This window comes from Bacillus sp. JUb11 (assembly GCF_024807925.1).
Classification (GTDB): domain Bacteria; phylum Bacillota; class Bacilli; order Bacillales; family Bacillaceae; genus Bacillus; species Bacillus altitudinis.
This window is the reverse complement of the sequence record NZ_JANUEZ010000002.1, coordinates 243,099-259,291: the sequence shown is the minus strand read 5'-3', so window position 1 is coordinate 259,291 and position 16,193 is coordinate 243,099. Positions and strand designations below refer to the sequence as shown.

Below are 16,193 nucleotides of genomic sequence, written 5' to 3'. Positions count from 1 at the left end.
ATATTCTGTGTTACATTATTTTGTGGTATATGAAAGAATCACGGTGTTGGAGGAAAGAAGATGGCGCAAATTCGTTTAGCAGGAACAAAAGAGGAGATCGACCTTATTCTACAGTCGTTTGACAAGCATTATGAGGTGACTTATACGTCAAAAGATTACGGAAAAACAAATCCAAAATACAAATATTCCAAAGATGTTCGTGTTTATATTGAACTAAAATTAAAATAAAGATAAAATTTTAATTGAAAACGCTTAAAGGATTTTCGTTTTTTGTATAGAATAGAGTTGAGTGATGAAGCTATGGAGGGATACATAATGACAGAATTTAGAATCGAAAAAGATACAATGGGCGAAATCAAGGTGCCACAGGACAAGTTCTGGGGTGCACAAACACAACGAAGCAAAGAAAATTTCAAAATCGGTTCTGAGAAAATGCCAAAGGAAGTTGTGAATGCGTTTGCAATTTTGAAACGTAGCACAGCGATTGCGAACGAACGTCTAGGCAACTTAGAAAGTGAAAAAGCAGAAGCGATTGCTGCTGTATGTGATGACATCATCAGTGGAAAGTATGACGAGCATTTCCCGCTTGTTGTATGGCAAACAGGAAGTGGAACACAAAGTAACATGAACATGAACGAAGTCGTTGCAAATAGAGCAACTGCTTACTTGAAAGATAAAAATAGTGAATTCAGCATTCACCCGAATGACGATGTCAACCGCAGCCAAAGCTCAAATGATACATTCCCAACGGCTATGCACGTGGCAGCTGTTTTAGCTGTGTACAAAAAGCTATTGCCTGCGATTGACCAGTTAAGAGCGACTCTTGATGAGAAAGCAAAAGCATACCAAGAGATCGTGAAAATTGGCCGTACGCATTTGCAAGATGCAACACCTCTTACAGTGGGCCAAGAGATTAGCGGCTGGGTGTACATGCTTGATCGTTCAAAAGAAATGATTTTAGAATCTACTGAAAAAATGAGAGAACTTGCCATTGGCGGAACAGCTGTTGGTACGGGAATTAACGCACATCCTGAGTTTGGTAAATACGTGGCAGAAGAAATCAGCCAGTTAACAGGTCAAACGTTCAATTCTTCACCAAACAAATTCCATGCGCTGACAAGCCATGATGAAATCACATATGCACACGGTGCGCTTAAAGCACTTGCAGCTGACTTAATGAAAATTGCCAATGATGTGAGATGGCTTGCAAGTGGTCCTCGCTGCGGAATTGGTGAATTGATCATTCCTGAAAATGAGCCAGGCAGCTCCATTATGCCAGGAAAGGTCAACCCAACTCAAAGTGAAGCTTTAACAATGATTGCCGCACAAATCATGGGGAATGATGCAACGATCGGTTTTGCCGCAAGCCAAGGAAACTTCGAGCTGAACGTATTTAAGCCGGTCATCATCTATAACTTCCTGCAGTCAGTTGAATTGCTTGCTGACGGTATGAACTCATTCCATGACAAGTGTGCCGTTGGAATTGAACCAAACCTAGAAACGATCGAGAAAAACCTAAACAATTCATTGATGCTTGTGACGGCACTCAACCCACACATCGGATATGAAAATGCAGCGAAAATTGCGAAGCTTGCGCACAAAGAAGGATTAACACTAAAAGAAGCTGCCCTTCAATTAGAACTATTAACAGAAGAGCAGTTTGAAGAGTTTGTGAAACCAGAAGAAATGGTGACACCGAAAGCAAAATAAGACACCAGAGGCCTCTGTGCCTCTGGTTTTTTTATGGAAACTCCCTGAAATCACAGAAAAGAAGTTTGATTGTTTGTCACAATCATAAACCCAGGGCAACCAAGCCCTGGGTTTTATAAATGATCTTCTTTTAGAATGCGTAATAAGGAGCCTGAGACCGGCTGAAGTGGTGTGTATAATTTCAATTGGTAAAGCATGCCTTTGACGATGACTTGTCTTGGTTTTTGTTTGTTTAACTCATTTTCTAAAATGCCAAGCGCTTCAAATAAATCTGGCTCGTCTTTCACTTCATAATGTGCTTCTGCCAGTTCTCTTAATTCTTTTAATAGTGATTCTGTGAGCGGGTCAAATGATCGTTCATAAATAGGGCCGAACCAGTCGCTTGCTTGGTCCACAGAAATGAGTGGATGGTCATTTCGCTTCATCATACCGCCCATTAGATCATCGATACGGTGAATCATTGTTGCGGCAAGCTCCTCTGCTTCGAGTTGAAAATCATATAATATGGCAAGCTCAAAGTAAACGTGACTCATGCCCTCAATCGTTAAACATAGATCAGCCATATAAGGAATGGCTGCATCTCCATACACTTGCTTAATGTTATCAATGTGTAACTGAATCGTCGCAAGTCGAATTTGCTTTGCGAGCTGCTGCGTTTCTTCGTTCAATGGGAGCGCCCTGTCGCTTAGCTGCATTTTAATAAAATCTTTTTGCTGCAAAATATTATCGTAATAGACAGTGAGCTGTTTCCGGTAGGCCTCTTTTGGTGTGCCGCCCTCTGTTTGAACCTCGTGAATCCGGGTAAATACCTTATCGTAATAGTAATGCAAGATCGAAATAAGCAGTGCTTCCTTCGATTTGAAATAAAGGTAAAACGCACCCTTTGACATGTGGCATTCATCTGCAATTTCCTGAACAGACGTTGTATTATAGCCTTTGCTGGCAAATAACTTCATACCAGCCTCAATAATCATTTTTTCTTTCTTTTTCAATATGAATGTCATCCTTTCTTACCGAGAGACAAATGTCTTAGGAAACGTGCGCAAAGAGATGTGACTTATCGGTCATAAACGACAAAACTTTTCAAAAATTAATCAGATTGTAACTTGTTTTTTACAGTGTAATTCTTTATATTATAAAGTAAGGTGACCAACCGGTCAAAAAATGTGAAAGGATGATGTTCCATGAGAGAAATTGATGATATGATTAGACGCTTGAAAACAAAAGGAATTCAAGTAGAAAAAGTCAAAATGCCGAAAGAGACAACCATTGAAAAGAAATGGATGTATCAAGCTGGCAAGAAAATCAAAGCCACATACCGTGATTTCAATGGGTATTCATTCATCTAAAAAAGACTGCGGTGTAAAACCTACAGCCTCTTCTTTGGAACAGTGATCGTATAGCGTACACCTAGTTCATCATTTTCAATTGATATGGACGCTTGATGCATTGAAAGAATTCGTTTGACAATGCTTAATCCAATGCCGAATTCGCCCTTTTTTCCCTTACTAAAAGGTTCGTATAGGCTGGATAGCATGTGTTCTTCAATTGGAGGGCCATCATTACGAATGACGATGCGAATTTGATCCTCTTCCTGCTTCATATGAATATCAATTTTACTTTTTGCGTAGCGAAGTTGATTTTCTAATACATTTTCAAATAGTTTGCTCCATTGTTCTGGATCGCCTTCAAGTGCAGCCTCATCATCTAAGTCCACGTTCCACTGCAATTCATTTTTCGACCAGCGTAAACGGTCAACCACTTCCAGCATTGTATTACTCACAAGGAAGGGAGAATGCGCCGGATGTTGTTTTGATAAATAATCAAGCTTTGTTAAATACAGCAAATCTTTGATTTTCTTCTCAAGCTTTTCCGCTTCGCCTTCAATCACTTCCACCGTTTGTTCAAGATCTCCTTTAGGGAAAATTCCATCTTTAATAGACTGCGTATAACCGCGGATGACCATCACAGGTGTTTTTAAGTCGTGTGATATATTTTGCAAAAGCGTTCGTTCTGTTTCATCCTTTTGAATGAGCTTTTGTCTCATTTCTTCAATCGTATGCCCCAGTTTGCCAATTTCATCTTGCCGGTCAACAATCACAGGATCGTCCCAGTCTTCTTGTGCAATGCGCTTGACGTGCTTTTCAAACGCGACAATTGGACGTGATAAGTAGCGGGCGAGCCAAATCGATGGAATCCAGCTTAGTAAAATAACCGTTCCTAAGATGAAAATCAGCTGTTTAAACAGTGTAAAGGACAAGTCATCTCGATAAGAATCGGGTGCATATGACAAGAGAATATATTGTGTATTGCCTGTTGAGACTTTTTTGATCACAAAAAAGATATGCTGACCATTCACTTCTTCAGAATAGCGTTTTGTTGCGCTTTTTTGTTTTTTAACAAAGGACTGCACTTTTTCAATAAAGGCATGCGGGAAAAACTGAGCCATTTGATTTAATTCATCTGACGGAATCAGAATGTGCTGAACCGAGCGGTTTTCTGGTGTCGACTTTGGTGAGCCGTCTCGATTCAGAGGGTATTCTGTTAACACTTGCTGCTCGTTTTCGATGTTTTTATAAATTTCATTCGTAAAGAAGCTGCGTAATGTATTTGAAAATAAAATGATCAGGACAATCGAGATGGTGAGTAAAATGCCAGAGATGACAACCCAAATTTGAAAAGCGAGTGGTTTGTTCTTCATCCTTTTAGCATCCTATAGCCAAATCCATAAATGGTCTCGACTTTTAAGTCAGGCATTTTTTTGCGCAGCCGTCTGACAAGATCATCGACCACACGATCTGTCCCGAAGTAATCGTGCCCCCAGATCTTGACGAGGATATCTTCCCGGGAAAAGGCATGTCCTTGATGATGGGTAAATAAGAGCAGCAAATCAAATTCCTTAGACGTTAAGTTAATCAGCTGATCTCCTTCATACACCTCTCTTACGTCCTCATGAATGATATAGGAAGAAACGGGTGTGACGCTTTGCTGCGGTGTGTCACTGTTTTTATATACAAGCTCCAGCAGCTTTTGCACACGGATGATCAGCTCGCGCGGAAGAAAGGGTTTCGCAATATAATCACTGCTCCCGAGTTCTAAGCCAAGCACACGATCAATATCTGCATCACGTGCCGAAATAAAAATGACCGGTACGTCAGGCGAGGCTGCTTTGATTTCTTTAATGAGTGTGTAGCCGTCTGTATCAGGCAGCATAATATCTAAAATCCATAGATGCGGGGGCTTGTTCATTGCTTCGCGTGCCGCTTCTCCGGTTAAAAAAGAGGACACATTCCAATTTTCACTCTCTAAATATTTGGTTAACAGTTCATTTAAATTCTGCTCATCTTCAACTAAATAAATGGTGTACGACAAAGTCTTCCACATCCTCTCAACGTCATTATAACGGGATACAAAGGCGGCATGTCAACAATCACACGCTTTTTTCACAATTTCACATATTCTTCTCATCATTATCCCATAATGTTTGTTTATGATAAGCTCAAGGGAAAAAAGGGCATAGACAAAAGGCTAATGAATAGGTGCTTTTCACCAATGTGCACACCTTGCTTTTTTTCTATGAATAAGTATTATATAATTTGACATATTGTCATAAAGAATTTTTCAATGATATTGCCATTAAGAGGACATGAGTCCTGTCTAGACATATGAATGAAGCATTTCATGAAAATGATGCAAAGGAGTGCAAGCGATGGATTTCCGAAGAGAAGATGAAGAGAAAAAGATGAATGATCAAGAACACGCACATCAAGAGAATGAGAAACAAATAGAAGAACCAGAAAAAGAGAAAGAACTCGTTTTTCACCACCATGAAAACGAAGCATCTGCCTCTCAGGAGAGGGTGACAAACGGATCTCCTCAAGTGATTGATGACCGTTCGTCTAAAAAGGAGAAAAAACGGAAGGCTGCATGGCTGAGTCCTATTCTTGGAGGGATTATTGGAGGCGGTCTTGTGCTTGGCATTACACCGCTTTTACCGCAGTCACAAGATACAGCGGCAAACACTCAAACCCAAACAGCATCAAGCGAACCGGCTTCATCTGAAAATTTCTCAACAAAACAAATCACCAATGCGACGAATGTTGCTGATATGGTAGAAGATTTAGAGCCGACGATTGTAGGGGTCTCAAACTATCAATCTACACAAAACTCGTTCGGTCTTAGCGGTGATTCAACTGAAGCAGAAGCTGGAACGGGTTCTGGTGTCATCTTCAAAAAAGATGGCAAAAAAGCATACATTATCACAAATAACCATGTAGTCGAGGGTGCCAATAAATTAAAGGTCACACTATACGATGGAAAAACAAAAGATGCGAAGCTTGTCGGCAGTGACGTAATGACAGATTTAGCTGTCGTGGAAATAAATGCTGACGGCATTGATAAAGTTGCAAGCTTTGGAGATTCTTCTAAGCTTCGTGCTGGGGACAAAGTCATCGCAATCGGGAACCCGCTCGGTGCACAGTTCTCTGGTACAGTAACAGAAGGGATTATTAGTGGTCTCGATCGTACCGTTGAAGCCAATACATCATCTGGAACTGTTGAGATGAATGTGCTTCAAACAGATGCAGCCATTAACCCTGGAAACAGTGGCGGTCCGCTGATCAATACAGACGGTCAAGTCATCGGCATCAACAGCTTGAAAATTAGCGAAAGCGGAGTAGAATCACTCGGATTTGCGATCCCAAGTAACGATGTAAAACCGATCGTAGATCAGCTGTTGAAAAATGGAAAAGTCGAACGTCCTTACCTTGGCGTACAAATGATTGACCTTGAGCAAGTGCCTGAAACGTATCAGGAAAATACACTTGGCCTATTTGATAAACAAATCGGTAAAGGCATTTATGTAAAAGATGTTTCAAAAGGATCTCCTGCACAAAAAGCAGGCTTGAAGTCTGGAGATGTCATCATCAAGTTCAAAGGAAAAGATGTAGCGAACAGCTCACAACTGAAAGAAATCCTTTATAAAGAAACAAAAATTGGCGATAAAACGACAATGACTGTCATTCGTGATGGAAAGAACAAAAATCTTGATATTACCCTTGGGCAGTCTGATAACGAATAAAAGAAAACAGGTGGATAATCGATCCACCTGTTAGATTGTTGACAAAGGGCTAAAATGAACTTTATTTTAGCCCTTTGTCTTCTTTTTTTCAGCGTGATAGAAAGCCTTTGCAGTCTAGGAAGGACGAGTACTGGCGCGGAGCGAATTTGACATTCGTGAGCACCAGCACGCAGGACTGACAAAGAATGCGAGGGTTTGTCTACACGCTGACAGGTGGATAATCGATCCACCTGTTTTTTTGTGCCTATTTTTTTGAAGATAGTGTCCGTAAAATAATGTTTTCCCATACATTCCAAGGCAGGAGCTGCTTTGCTATGAATGAAAGCCGAACACCTTTCCCCACAAGATACCTTAGCTTCTTTAGCCGCTTCTTCTCTGCAAGCGAAACCACAAGCTCTGCAACTTCACCGGGATCTCCATAGTTGTTTTTTTGCGCCTCTATATAGGACATCATGTTTTGATAAATAGTTGTGTATTTAGAACCTGCTACGGGCGGTGTCATTTGCTCATTCATGGAGGTGTTCCAAATGTTCGTTTTGAAAGAACCCGGCTCAATCAAAGCGGCTTGAATGCCAAACGCAGCAAGTTCAATTCGCAAACTCTCTGTATAGCCCTCTAGCGCAAACTTTGACGATACATATGGAGAGAGTGCGGGCATTCCCATGAGTCCGCTGATACTGCTCATATTCAATATTTTTGCACCGCTCGTCATCAACGGAAGGACTGCTTGTGTCATTTCCATCACACCAAAGACATTCACTTCAAATTGCTCACGGTACTGATCAACAGGCACCTCTTCAGCAAAACCAGCATAGGCCGTTCCCGCATTGTTCACAAGCAGGTGAATGGGAGCATAGGCATTAAGCCTTTTTTGAAATGCTTGAATGGACTGTGTATCTGTTACATCTAATGCTTCAATATGTATCGATTCGGATAAAGCGGCGTTCTTTACTTCTTCGGCAAGCTTTTTCGCATTGGTTTCCTGTCTTACGCCAGCAATCACAGTGTACCCTTGCTGAGCAAGACGCAATGTGATGAGCTTTCCGAAACCGCTGTTGGCACCAGTCACAATGGCTGTTTTATTCATCATCCGGTTCTCCTTTTTGTTTTAATCTACCATAGTCTGCTGTTTTATTGAATAACGAAAAGGGGCTTGGAGAAGAATAAAAAACGATGCTATGAAATAGGAGGAAACACATGATGTGCTGGAAGAAGGCGGGACTGCTAGGAGTGCTGTTCTTTATGCTGTCTGGCTGTCGTTCAATCGAACCAATACAACATCCACATGAAGCAGAAGCTGAAAGTCTGTCAGCTGTTCAAATGAAGGAACTGCCATTTCAGCATTTGCAATTGCACGTACAATATGGACAAAAAAGCGAATTATATGAAGCTACCTATCGTCAAGCTGGTGGAAGAGAAGAAGCACTAATTCGAGATCATATGAATGGTGTCCGCTATGAAGGGGAAGAAGCTTTACGTGAAATGAAGATGAAGCTCAATGATATGTCGATTCCTAGTGCAAAGCTGAATGAAACATATGTCAATGAATTATTATCTGCTTTTAATTTAGATGATGATTATCAGCGGATACGAGTCGATATCAAGCTCGAAGATGGGACAAAACGTGCATTCGAAAAGAAAAAGTAAACGAGACTTTCTCATTTTTTAATTGAAAATGATTTTCAAGATCACTTAAATCTGATACACTAAATTGAGATAAGTGATCTTTGACGTCTACATAGACGATATTCAATATAAAAAATTTGGATGAGAAAAGGAGCGTTTGAGCGGAATGAGTGCCATTTCTACTGAAGGTTTAAGCTTAGGTTACGGAGAAACAATGATCATAGACGAACTAAATGTGTCAATCCCTAAGGGTGAAATCACAGTATTTATTGGCAGCAATGGATGCGGTAAATCCACGCTACTTCGCTCTTTGGCCCGTCTCATGAAGCCAATGGGTGGTTCTGTCCTGCTTGAAGGTCATTCCATTGCCAAATTACCAACAAAGGAAGTGGCGAAACAGCTCGCCATTCTTCCGCAAGGACCGGAAGCGCCAGAAGGGTTAACGGTACATCAACTCGTCAAGCAAGGGCGATATCCTTATCAAAATTGGCTGAAGCAATGGTCAAAGCAAGATGAAGAAGCGGTAAATCGTGCACTGAAGTCAACGAAGATGGAAGACCTTGCTGATCGAACGGTTGATTCATTATCAGGTGGACAAAGGCAGCGTGCATGGATTGCGATGACATTGGCACAGGAGACGGATATTATTCTATTAGATGAGCCAACAACGTATTTAGACATGACGCACCAAATTGAAATCCTGGATCTTCTTTTTGATTTAAATGAAAAAGAGCAGCGCACGATTGTCATGGTTCTGCATGACCTCAATCTCGCTTGCAGATATGCACATCACCTTGTGGCCATTAAAGACAAGTCAATTTATGCAGAAGGAAGACCGGAAACTGTCATTAACTGTGATCTTGTGAAAAATGTCTTTGATATGAACTGCCAAGTAACAACAGATCCTTTATTCGGAACACCGTTATGTATTCCGCACGGCAGAGGACGCTGTATTGTCCAACAGGCACAAGCTGAGACATTTCTTGCTGCAAGATAATCGTATGTGAAAAGCCTGACATCTGTTACACGCAGAGTCAGGCTTTTTTCTGAAAAAAAGGAGCGGAATACAAATGGGAAATGAATTAGATGAAAAGCTCGAAGGCCTGCTTGATAAATATACAGAGCTGCTGCTTGGTGAAACGAATGAGGAACTGAAAAGAGATGTCTCGCAGTGGATCATCTATTCTCATATTGCCAAAAGCATGCCGCCTTTAGCCAAGCATTTTAATGATACGTATCCAGAGGCAAAAGAAGACATCAAAGAAACGATTCAGCGGATCAAGCAATTAAATGAAGCTCATCGTGCCAATAAAGACCGTTAAAAAACTGCCAGTACGAGCTGGCAGTTTTTCTTTATGACATGGGTGATGATCCGTACGGTGATTGATCTGTCAGTGTTTGCTGGAACTTCTGATGTGCCTGCTGGAGCTTCTGCTGGTCAGCGGCTTCGACAGAGTACCAGCCATATTTGAACATGACATCATATAAATGTCTTTGCGTTTTTTGTGTTTCTAGCGCAATTCGCTGAATATCTTGGTAAAGAGATTCATGGCTGAATTCATTGAGCGCTGTGTTATATCCGCTTGTCATATATTTTTCAGTCGACAAAAGGTCTGTGACCAAGTCGCGATCGTTCATGTTTGTCGTTGTTGGAACCGGCGTTTGTGGATTCCCGATTTTTTGTTGGTTTTGCTGTTCCATGTCTGTTACCTCCTATTGCATAAAGCCAGAAGACTGGCCTTGCCCTGAGCTGCCTAAATGTTGAAGTATTTGTGTGTAATGCTGATGGTGCATTTGACCAACTTGATTGAGTTCTTGTTTCAATGTTTGATCCTGACAATGCTCGGCCATAAAGTGGGCCTTTTTCATCGCGATCAAATTCCAGTTCAGCATATCCTCTAGGTACAAGGAATCCTTTACTGAAATTACCTGTGGGGGCATATTCATTTGCTGGTTGTTCAAGATGTGTTCCTCCTTACGATTTCTTTTTATATTGCTGATTTTGACTGGTCTTTTTACCGCCTAGGTCTGCTTCTTGTGATGGACCTGCGTTTCCTTTCACACTTGCAGCACTTACGCCTGCTTTTGATGGGTTCTTTTGCAAACGAGACATGTGGACATCACCTCCATTCTTACAATTCCCCCTCGTCTTTAATTCATACGCTGTAAAGAAAGACGCATGAGAATGTGTAAATTTTTGAAATCTGCTATTGAACTGTTTCGGAAAATCTTTTAAGATAAAGAAAGAGGCATTGCTTTTTTTTGGACAAAAAATGAATGACTGTTCATTCAAAATGTTTAGGGGGATATTTATGGGCAAACATATTCGCAAGGCGGCTGTCATTGGTTCAGGTGTCATGGGCTCAGGCATTGCTGCACATCTAGCCAATATCGGGATACCAGTAACATTGCTAGATATTGTGCCACATGAACTGACAAAGGAAGAAACGGCAAAAAAGCTAACGCTTGATCACCCTAGTGTTCGGAATAGATTAAGCCAAGACGCAATGAAAAAATTGTTAAAGCAAAAGCCAGCACCTCTTACTTCAGCCAAAAACCTATCATACATCACACCCGGAAATCTCACAGATCACCTTTCCTTATTACACGATGCTGACTGGATCATTGAAGTCGTCACTGAAAAGCTCAGCATTAAACAACACGTATTCTCTCTCATCGACGAACACCGCAAAGAAGGCAGCATCGTATCCAGCAATACATCCGGTATTTCTGTTGAAAAAATGGCAGAAGGCCGATCAGCTGATTTTAAACGCCACTTTTTAGGCACTCACTTTTTTAACCCAGCTCGTTATTTAAAGCTGTTAGAAGTAATTCCTATTCAAGAAACAGATCCAGAAGTACTCTCATATATGAAAACATTTGGTGAAGATGTACTTGGCAAGGGTGTGGTCGAAGCAAAAGATACACCGAACTTTATTGCCAACCGAATTGGCACTTATGGGCTTCTTGTCACAGTGCGTGAAATGCTTGAGAACAAATACACGATCGGAGAGGTCGATTCTGTCACAGGTCCTCTTATTGGCAGACCGAAAAGTGCGACCTTCCGCACACTTGATGTGGTGGGGCTCGACACATTTTCTCATGTAGCCCGCAATGTGTATGAACAGGTAGAAGGAAAGGAAAAAGATATTTTTCAGCTGCCTGAGTTTATGGAAAGAATGCTCGAAAAAGGGTGGATCGGCAGCAAAGCAGGGCAAGGATTTTATCAAAAAAACGGAAAGACCATTTTAGAGCTTGATCCTGTCACACTCACATACGGAGAACGGACAAAGCTAAAGGATCCGGGCATTGACATTGCCAAGCAGCAAAAGGGGACAAAAGCGAAATTGAAAGCGCTTATTTATCAAGATGGCCGTGCTGGGCAATTGCTTTGGAATATGACCGCACCTGTTCTTCTTTATTCAGCTCATCTAAAAGGCGACATTGCGGATGATATTCAGTCCATCGATAACGCCATGAAATGGGGATTTGGCTGGCAGCATGGCCCGTTCGAGCTGTGGGATGCGATTGGCGTGAAAAAAGCCGTCAGTCGAATGGAAGCGGAAGGGCACAGCATCCCGACCTGGGTGCGAGATATGCTTTCACAAGGACATGACACATTCTATCAAGAAAATGCCGAAGGAGACCGTGCATTTTATCAGAATGGTGCTTATGAACAGGAAAAGGGAAACGAAAAGAATATTTCGTTAGCTAGATTGAAAAAGAAACACGATGTCATTTTTAAAAATACAGGTGCAAGCTTGATCGATATCGGGGATGATGTTGCCTTGCTTGAATTTCATTCGAAAAGTAATGCCATTGGGCTTGATGTCATTGATATGATCAATCGTGCTGTAGATGAAACGGAAAAGAATTATAAAGGGCTGGTCATCGGTAACCAAGGAAAGAACTTCTGTGTTGGTGCGAATCTCGCCTTAATTTTAATGGAAGCACAGGACGACAACTTCTTTGAAATTGATTTTGTCATTCGCAGGTTCCAGCAGGCGATGATGAAGGTGAAGTATAGTGACCGTCCAGTTGTGGCTGCACCATTTGGTATGACACTTGGCGGAGGGACGGAGCTTTGTCTACCAGCAGCCGCTATCCAAGCGTCCAGTGAAACGTATATGGGGCTTGTCGAAGCGGGGGTCGGACTCATACCGGGCGGAGGCGGAAACAAAGAACTCTATATTCGCCATCTGCAAGGAGCGGAAAAGCCATCAGCAACTGCAATCCAAGATGCTACGCTACAAACCTTTGAAGCCATTGCGATGGCAAAGGTATCTACATCAGCAGAGGAAGCGCGTGATATGAAGATGCTCCGAGTGAATGACCGGATCAGCATGAATGGTGATCATTTAATCCATGATGCGAAACAACTCGTTCTTTCTCTTGATGAAGCGGGTTATCGTGCACCTCTGAAGCGAAAGGTGCCCGTGATGGGGGAAACAGGCTACGCAGCAATGGTGCTGGCTGCTGAAAACATGAGATTGTCTGGATACATTTCAGACCATGACATGACCATTGCGAAAAAACTAGCGCATGTCATTTCTGGCGGCAAATTGCCATTTGGTACAGAGGTGGATGAACAATACTTATTAGAGCTTGAAAGAGAAGCCTTTTTAAGTCTTGTAGGGGAAGTCAAATCTCAGGCACGCATGCAGCACATGCTTGTTAAAGGAAAACCTTTACGTAACTAGGGGGGAGTCAAAATGAGAGAAGCAGTGATTGTAGCTGGCGCAAGAACACCAGTAGGGAAAGCCAAAAAGGGATCATTAAAATATGTCAGACCTGATGATATGGGCGCATTGTGTGTAAAAGAAACGCTAAAGCGTGCCGGTGATTATGATGGAACAATCGATGATTTAATCATCGGATGTGCGACACCAGAAGCAGAGCAAGGGCTGAATGTGGCCCGGAATATTGGGGCGTTAGCAGGTTTGCCATATACAGTACCTGCTATCACCATTAACCGCTATTGCTCTTCTGGTCTGCAGTCAATTGCTTATGCAGGTGAACGAATTATGCTTGGGCAGGCAGAAACCATTTTGGCCGGAGGCGTCGAATCGATGTCGCAAGTCCCAATGATGGGTCACTCCATTCGTCCAAACGCTCTTTTGGCAGAGCAAGCGCCTGAATACTATATGAGCATGGGCCACACAGCGGAGCAAGTGGCGCAAAAGTATCAGGTCACAAGGCAAGATCAAGATGCTTTTGCGGTGAGGAGCCATCAAAAGGCAGCAAAGGCACTTCAAGAAGGGAAATTTTCAGATGAAATTGTTCCCGTTGATGTGACAGAAAGACGGGTAGGAGAGCAAAATCAACTAGAAGAACGCCAATTTACGTTCTCACAAGATGAAGGTGTCAGAGCGGGCACAACAGAGGAGGTTCTCTCAACGTTACGACCTGCCTTCTCAACAAAAGGCACAGTGACTGCAGGAAACTCTTCGCAGACGAGTGATGGAGCGGCATGTGTCATGATGATGGATCGCGAAAAAGCATCTTCTCTTTCTCTTCAGCCGCTCGCCAAGTTCAGAGCGTTTGCTGTTGGTGGTGTACCACCTGAAGTCATGGGAATTGGGCCGGTTGAAGCCATTCCGCGTGCGTTGAAAATCGCTGGTCTAGAGCTGAAGGACATCGGGCTGTTTGAATTAAATGAAGCATTTGCTTCTCAGGCGATTCAAGTCATTCGTCATTTAGGGATCGATGAAGAGAAGGTAAATGTCAACGGCGGCGCCATTGCATTAGGACATCCGCTAGGCTGTACAGGAACGAAACTCACGCTGTCCCTCATTCATGAAATGAAACGGCGAAATGAACAATTTGGTATTGTGACGATGTGTATCGGCGGGGGCATGGGAGCGGCAGGCATTTTTGAATTGATCTAAAGGGGGAAAACAGGATGAAAGCAATGGAAGATGTAAAAAAGGGTGGCAGTTTCTTAATAGATGAGACGAATTATGAGCATATCTTTACACCAGAGGATTTTTCTGATGAACATCAAATGATCGGGAAAACAACAGAAGATTACATTTTACAAGATGTCGTTCCGCACATCGATCAAATTGAAAATCATGAATTCGAGCATTCTGTTCGTCTCTTGAAAAAGGCTGGAGAGCTTGGCCTGCTTGGTGCGGATGTTCCTGAGGAATTTGGCGGGCTTGGGCTAGATAAAATCAGCTCAGCCATCATTACTGAAAAATTTGCAAGAGCAGGCAGCTTCTCTCTTTCTTACGGCGCCCATGTCGGGATCGGTTCTTTGCCGATCGTGCTGTTCGGCAATCAAGCGCAAAAGGAAAAGTACCTGCCAGGACTCGCCTCTGGAGAAACAATTGCGGCATATGCCCTAACAGAGCCAGGGTCAGGTTCTGATGCGCTAGGTGCGAAAACAACGGCAGTCCTGAATGAAGCTGGAACACATTATGTCCTCAATGGGGAAAAACAATGGATCACAAACTCCGCATTTGCCGATGTGTTTGTCGTGTATGCGAAGATTGATGGTGAACACTTCTCTGCTTTCATCGTAGAAAAGGATTTTCCTGGAGTCAAAACAGGACCTGAAGAGAAAAAGATGGGCATTAAAGGGTCATCGACGAGAACGTTAATCCTTGAAGATGCCGAAGTGCCAAAGGAGAATTTGCTTGGTGAAGCAGGCAGAGGTCATGTCATTGCCTTTAACATTTTGAACATTGGACGCTATAAGCTGGCTGTAGGGACAATCGGAGCATCAAAACGAGTCATTCAATTATCGGCAGAGTATGCCAATCAGCGCAAGCAGTTTAAAACACCAATTTCTCAATTTAGCTTAATTGGCGAAAAAGCAGCCAACATGTCGGCAAAGCTTTATGCCATGGAAAGTGCTGTATACCGCACAGTCGGGTTATTTGAACAAAGAATGGGTCTGTTAAGTGACGAGGAGCAAAAGGATGGGAAACAAATTGCGCAATCCATTGCAGAATATGCGATTGAATGCTCTCTTTGTAAAGTGCTTGGCTCTGAAACGCTCGATTATATTGTGGATGAAGGTGTGCAGATTCACGGCGGATATGGTTTCATGCAAGAATACGAAGTCGAAAGAGCCTATCGCGACTCACGAATTAACCGTATTTTTGAAGGAACGAACGAAATTAACCGATTGCTTGTGCCAGGCACCTTCTTGAAGAAAGCGATGAAAGGAGAGCTTCCGCTTCTTCAAAAAGCGCAAACCCTACAGGAAGAGCTGATGATGATGATGCCGGAAGAGCCGGGTGATCAGCCGCTTGATCAAGAGAAATACTTACTTGCCCATGCGAAAAAGATCGCCTTGATGGTGGCAGGTATGGCTGCGATGAAATATGGGAAAGCATTAGACAAAGAGCAAGAAATCCTTGTGAATATAGCAGATATCGTCAATGAACTCTTTGCTGCTGAGTCGGCGGTCTTGCGTACGGAAAAAGCAATCGCAGCATCAGGCACAGAAAAAAATGCACAAAAGCTTGCGTATACACAAATTTTCACGCAGGAAGCCTTTTTAAAGATTGAAGCTCATGCGAAAGAATCATTGATTGCCATGGAAGAAGGAGATTCACTCCGTATGAGTCTGTCAGCCCTTCGCAAGCTGACAAGATTCACGCCAATGAATGTCATCGCCAAAAAGCGCGAAGTGGCGAAACGAATCTTTGAAGCAGAGAAATATATCGTATAAGACGGCTGAAAAGGTGCGGATATCATGTCGCACCTTTTTGTAAGCATACATTTAGGTTTTTCATATGTTTTGTGATAAAATGTTGTCACTATT

Annotated in this window: 17 protein-coding genes; 10 read left to right on the top strand and 7 right to left on the bottom strand. The window is 42.5% G+C overall.

Annotation, left to right across the window (positions count from 1 at the left end; translation table 11 throughout):
- Positions 1-60: 60 nt before the first annotated feature.
- Together M2369_RS04575 and fumC are read left to right on the top strand one after the other, a co-directional pair.
- Positions 61-228, top strand: coding sequence for a YvzF family protein (locus tag M2369_RS04575; protein ID WP_017359274.1), 168 nt, complete (start codon positions 61-63; stop codon positions 226-228).
- 87 nt (positions 229-315) lie between these two features.
- Complete coding sequence (fumC, locus tag M2369_RS04570) at positions 316-1,710, top strand: class II fumarate hydratase (protein ID WP_017359275.1); 1,395 nt, start codon at positions 316-318, stop codon at positions 1,708-1,710.
- A 113-nt stretch (positions 1,711-1,823) separates the two neighbouring features.
- Here fumC and M2369_RS04565 read toward each other — a convergent pair whose 3' ends face one another.
- Positions 1,824-2,702, bottom strand: a complete 879-nt coding sequence (locus tag M2369_RS04565) for a TetR/AcrR family transcriptional regulator (protein WP_017359276.1) — start codon at positions 2,700-2,702, stop codon at positions 1,824-1,826.
- Between the two features lie 192 nt (positions 2,703-2,894).
- On the opposite strand from M2369_RS04565, the gene spxO reads away from it, so the two are divergent.
- The gene (gene spxO, locus M2369_RS04560; protein WP_096881830.1) at positions 2,895-3,059 is read left to right on the top strand and encodes an anti-adapter protein SpxO; all 165 of its coding nucleotides are present in this window, start codon (positions 2,895-2,897) and stop codon (positions 3,057-3,059) included.
- Positions 3,060-3,079: 20 nt separating this feature from the next.
- Here spxO and M2369_RS04555 read toward each other — a convergent pair whose 3' ends face one another.
- On the bottom strand, positions 3,080-4,411 hold the full coding sequence (locus tag M2369_RS04555; protein WP_017359277.1) for a HAMP domain-containing sensor histidine kinase: 1,332 nt from the start codon (positions 4,409-4,411) through the stop codon (positions 3,080-3,082).
- Entirely contained in the window at positions 4,408-5,082 is a 675-nt protein-coding gene (locus tag M2369_RS04550; RefSeq protein ID WP_017359278.1) for a response regulator transcription factor, read from the bottom strand. The genes M2369_RS04555 and M2369_RS04550 overlap by 4 nt, the downstream gene beginning before the upstream one ends.
- A 337-nt stretch (positions 5,083-5,419) precedes the next feature.
- Here M2369_RS04550 and M2369_RS04545 point away from each other — a divergent pair, with 337 nt between their 5' ends.
- A complete protein-coding gene (locus M2369_RS04545; RefSeq protein ID WP_007500327.1) occupies positions 5,420-6,790 on the top strand; it encodes a S1C family serine protease in 1,371 nt (456 codons plus the stop codon).
- A gap of 244 nt (positions 6,791-7,034) precedes the next feature.
- Here the strand turns inward: M2369_RS04545 and M2369_RS04540 are convergent, their stop codons facing one another.
- On the bottom strand, positions 7,035-7,877 hold the full coding sequence (locus M2369_RS04540) for an oxidoreductase (RefSeq protein ID WP_081105448.1): 843 nt from the start codon (positions 7,875-7,877) through the stop codon (positions 7,035-7,037).
- 113 nt (positions 7,878-7,990) lie between these two features.
- Here M2369_RS04540 and M2369_RS04535 point away from each other — a divergent pair, with 113 nt between their 5' ends.
- The 3 genes from M2369_RS04535 (at position 7,991) to M2369_RS04525 (ending at position 9,738) form a co-directional block, all read left to right on the top strand.
- Positions 7,991-8,437: a YusW family protein gene (locus M2369_RS04535; RefSeq protein WP_171465740.1), complete on the top strand. Its 447-nt coding sequence runs from the start codon at positions 7,991-7,993 to the stop codon at positions 8,435-8,437.
- Between the two features lie 145 nt (positions 8,438-8,582).
- Positions 8,583-9,413, top strand: a complete 831-nt coding sequence (locus M2369_RS04530; RefSeq protein WP_008347057.1) for an ABC transporter ATP-binding protein — start codon at positions 8,583-8,585, stop codon at positions 9,411-9,413.
- 73 nt (positions 9,414-9,486) lie between these two features.
- Positions 9,487-9,738 (top strand): YusU family protein, encoded by a 252-nt coding sequence (locus M2369_RS04525; protein WP_017359282.1) that lies wholly within the window; start codon positions 9,487-9,489, stop codon positions 9,736-9,738.
- A 31-nt stretch (positions 9,739-9,769) separates the two neighbouring features.
- Here the strand turns inward: M2369_RS04525 and M2369_RS04520 are convergent, their stop codons facing one another.
- The 3 genes from M2369_RS04520 to M2369_RS04510 are packed head-to-tail and all read right to left on the bottom strand — an operon-like array spanning position 9,770 to position 10,529.
- Positions 9,770-10,117 carry a spore coat protein gene (locus M2369_RS04520; protein WP_259253426.1) on the bottom strand — a complete coding sequence of 116 codons (348 nt, stop codon included), beginning with the start codon at positions 10,115-10,117 and terminating at the stop codon, positions 9,770-9,772.
- 12 nt (positions 10,118-10,129) lie between these two features.
- Positions 10,130-10,381 (bottom strand): hypothetical protein, encoded by a 252-nt coding sequence (locus M2369_RS04515; protein WP_060698253.1) that lies wholly within the window; start codon positions 10,379-10,381, stop codon positions 10,130-10,132.
- A 10-nt stretch (positions 10,382-10,391) separates the two neighbouring features.
- The gene (locus M2369_RS04510) at positions 10,392-10,529 is read right to left on the bottom strand and encodes a YuzL family protein (protein WP_008347049.1); all 138 of its coding nucleotides are present in this window, start codon (positions 10,527-10,529) and stop codon (positions 10,392-10,394) included.
- Between the two features lie 199 nt (positions 10,530-10,728).
- Between M2369_RS04510 and M2369_RS04505 the strand changes: the two genes are divergently transcribed.
- Genes M2369_RS04505 through M2369_RS04495 form a run of 3 tightly spaced genes read left to right on the top strand, consistent with a single transcriptional unit; the run spans position 10,729 to position 16,100 of the window.
- Positions 10,729-13,116 carry a 3-hydroxyacyl-CoA dehydrogenase/enoyl-CoA hydratase family protein gene (locus M2369_RS04505; RefSeq protein WP_056408314.1) on the top strand — a complete coding sequence of 796 codons (2,388 nt, stop codon included), beginning with the start codon at positions 10,729-10,731 and terminating at the stop codon, positions 13,114-13,116.
- A gap of 12 nt (positions 13,117-13,128) precedes the next feature.
- Positions 13,129-14,304 (top strand): acetyl-CoA C-acetyltransferase, encoded by a 1,176-nt coding sequence (locus M2369_RS04500; RefSeq protein ID WP_058336902.1) that lies wholly within the window; start codon positions 13,129-13,131, stop codon positions 14,302-14,304.
- Positions 14,305-14,318: 14 nt separating this feature from the next.
- Positions 14,319-16,100: an acyl-CoA dehydrogenase family protein gene (locus tag M2369_RS04495; protein WP_046344434.1), complete on the top strand. Its 1,782-nt coding sequence runs from the start codon at positions 14,319-14,321 to the stop codon at positions 16,098-16,100.
- Positions 16,101-16,193: the final 93 nt, after the last annotated feature.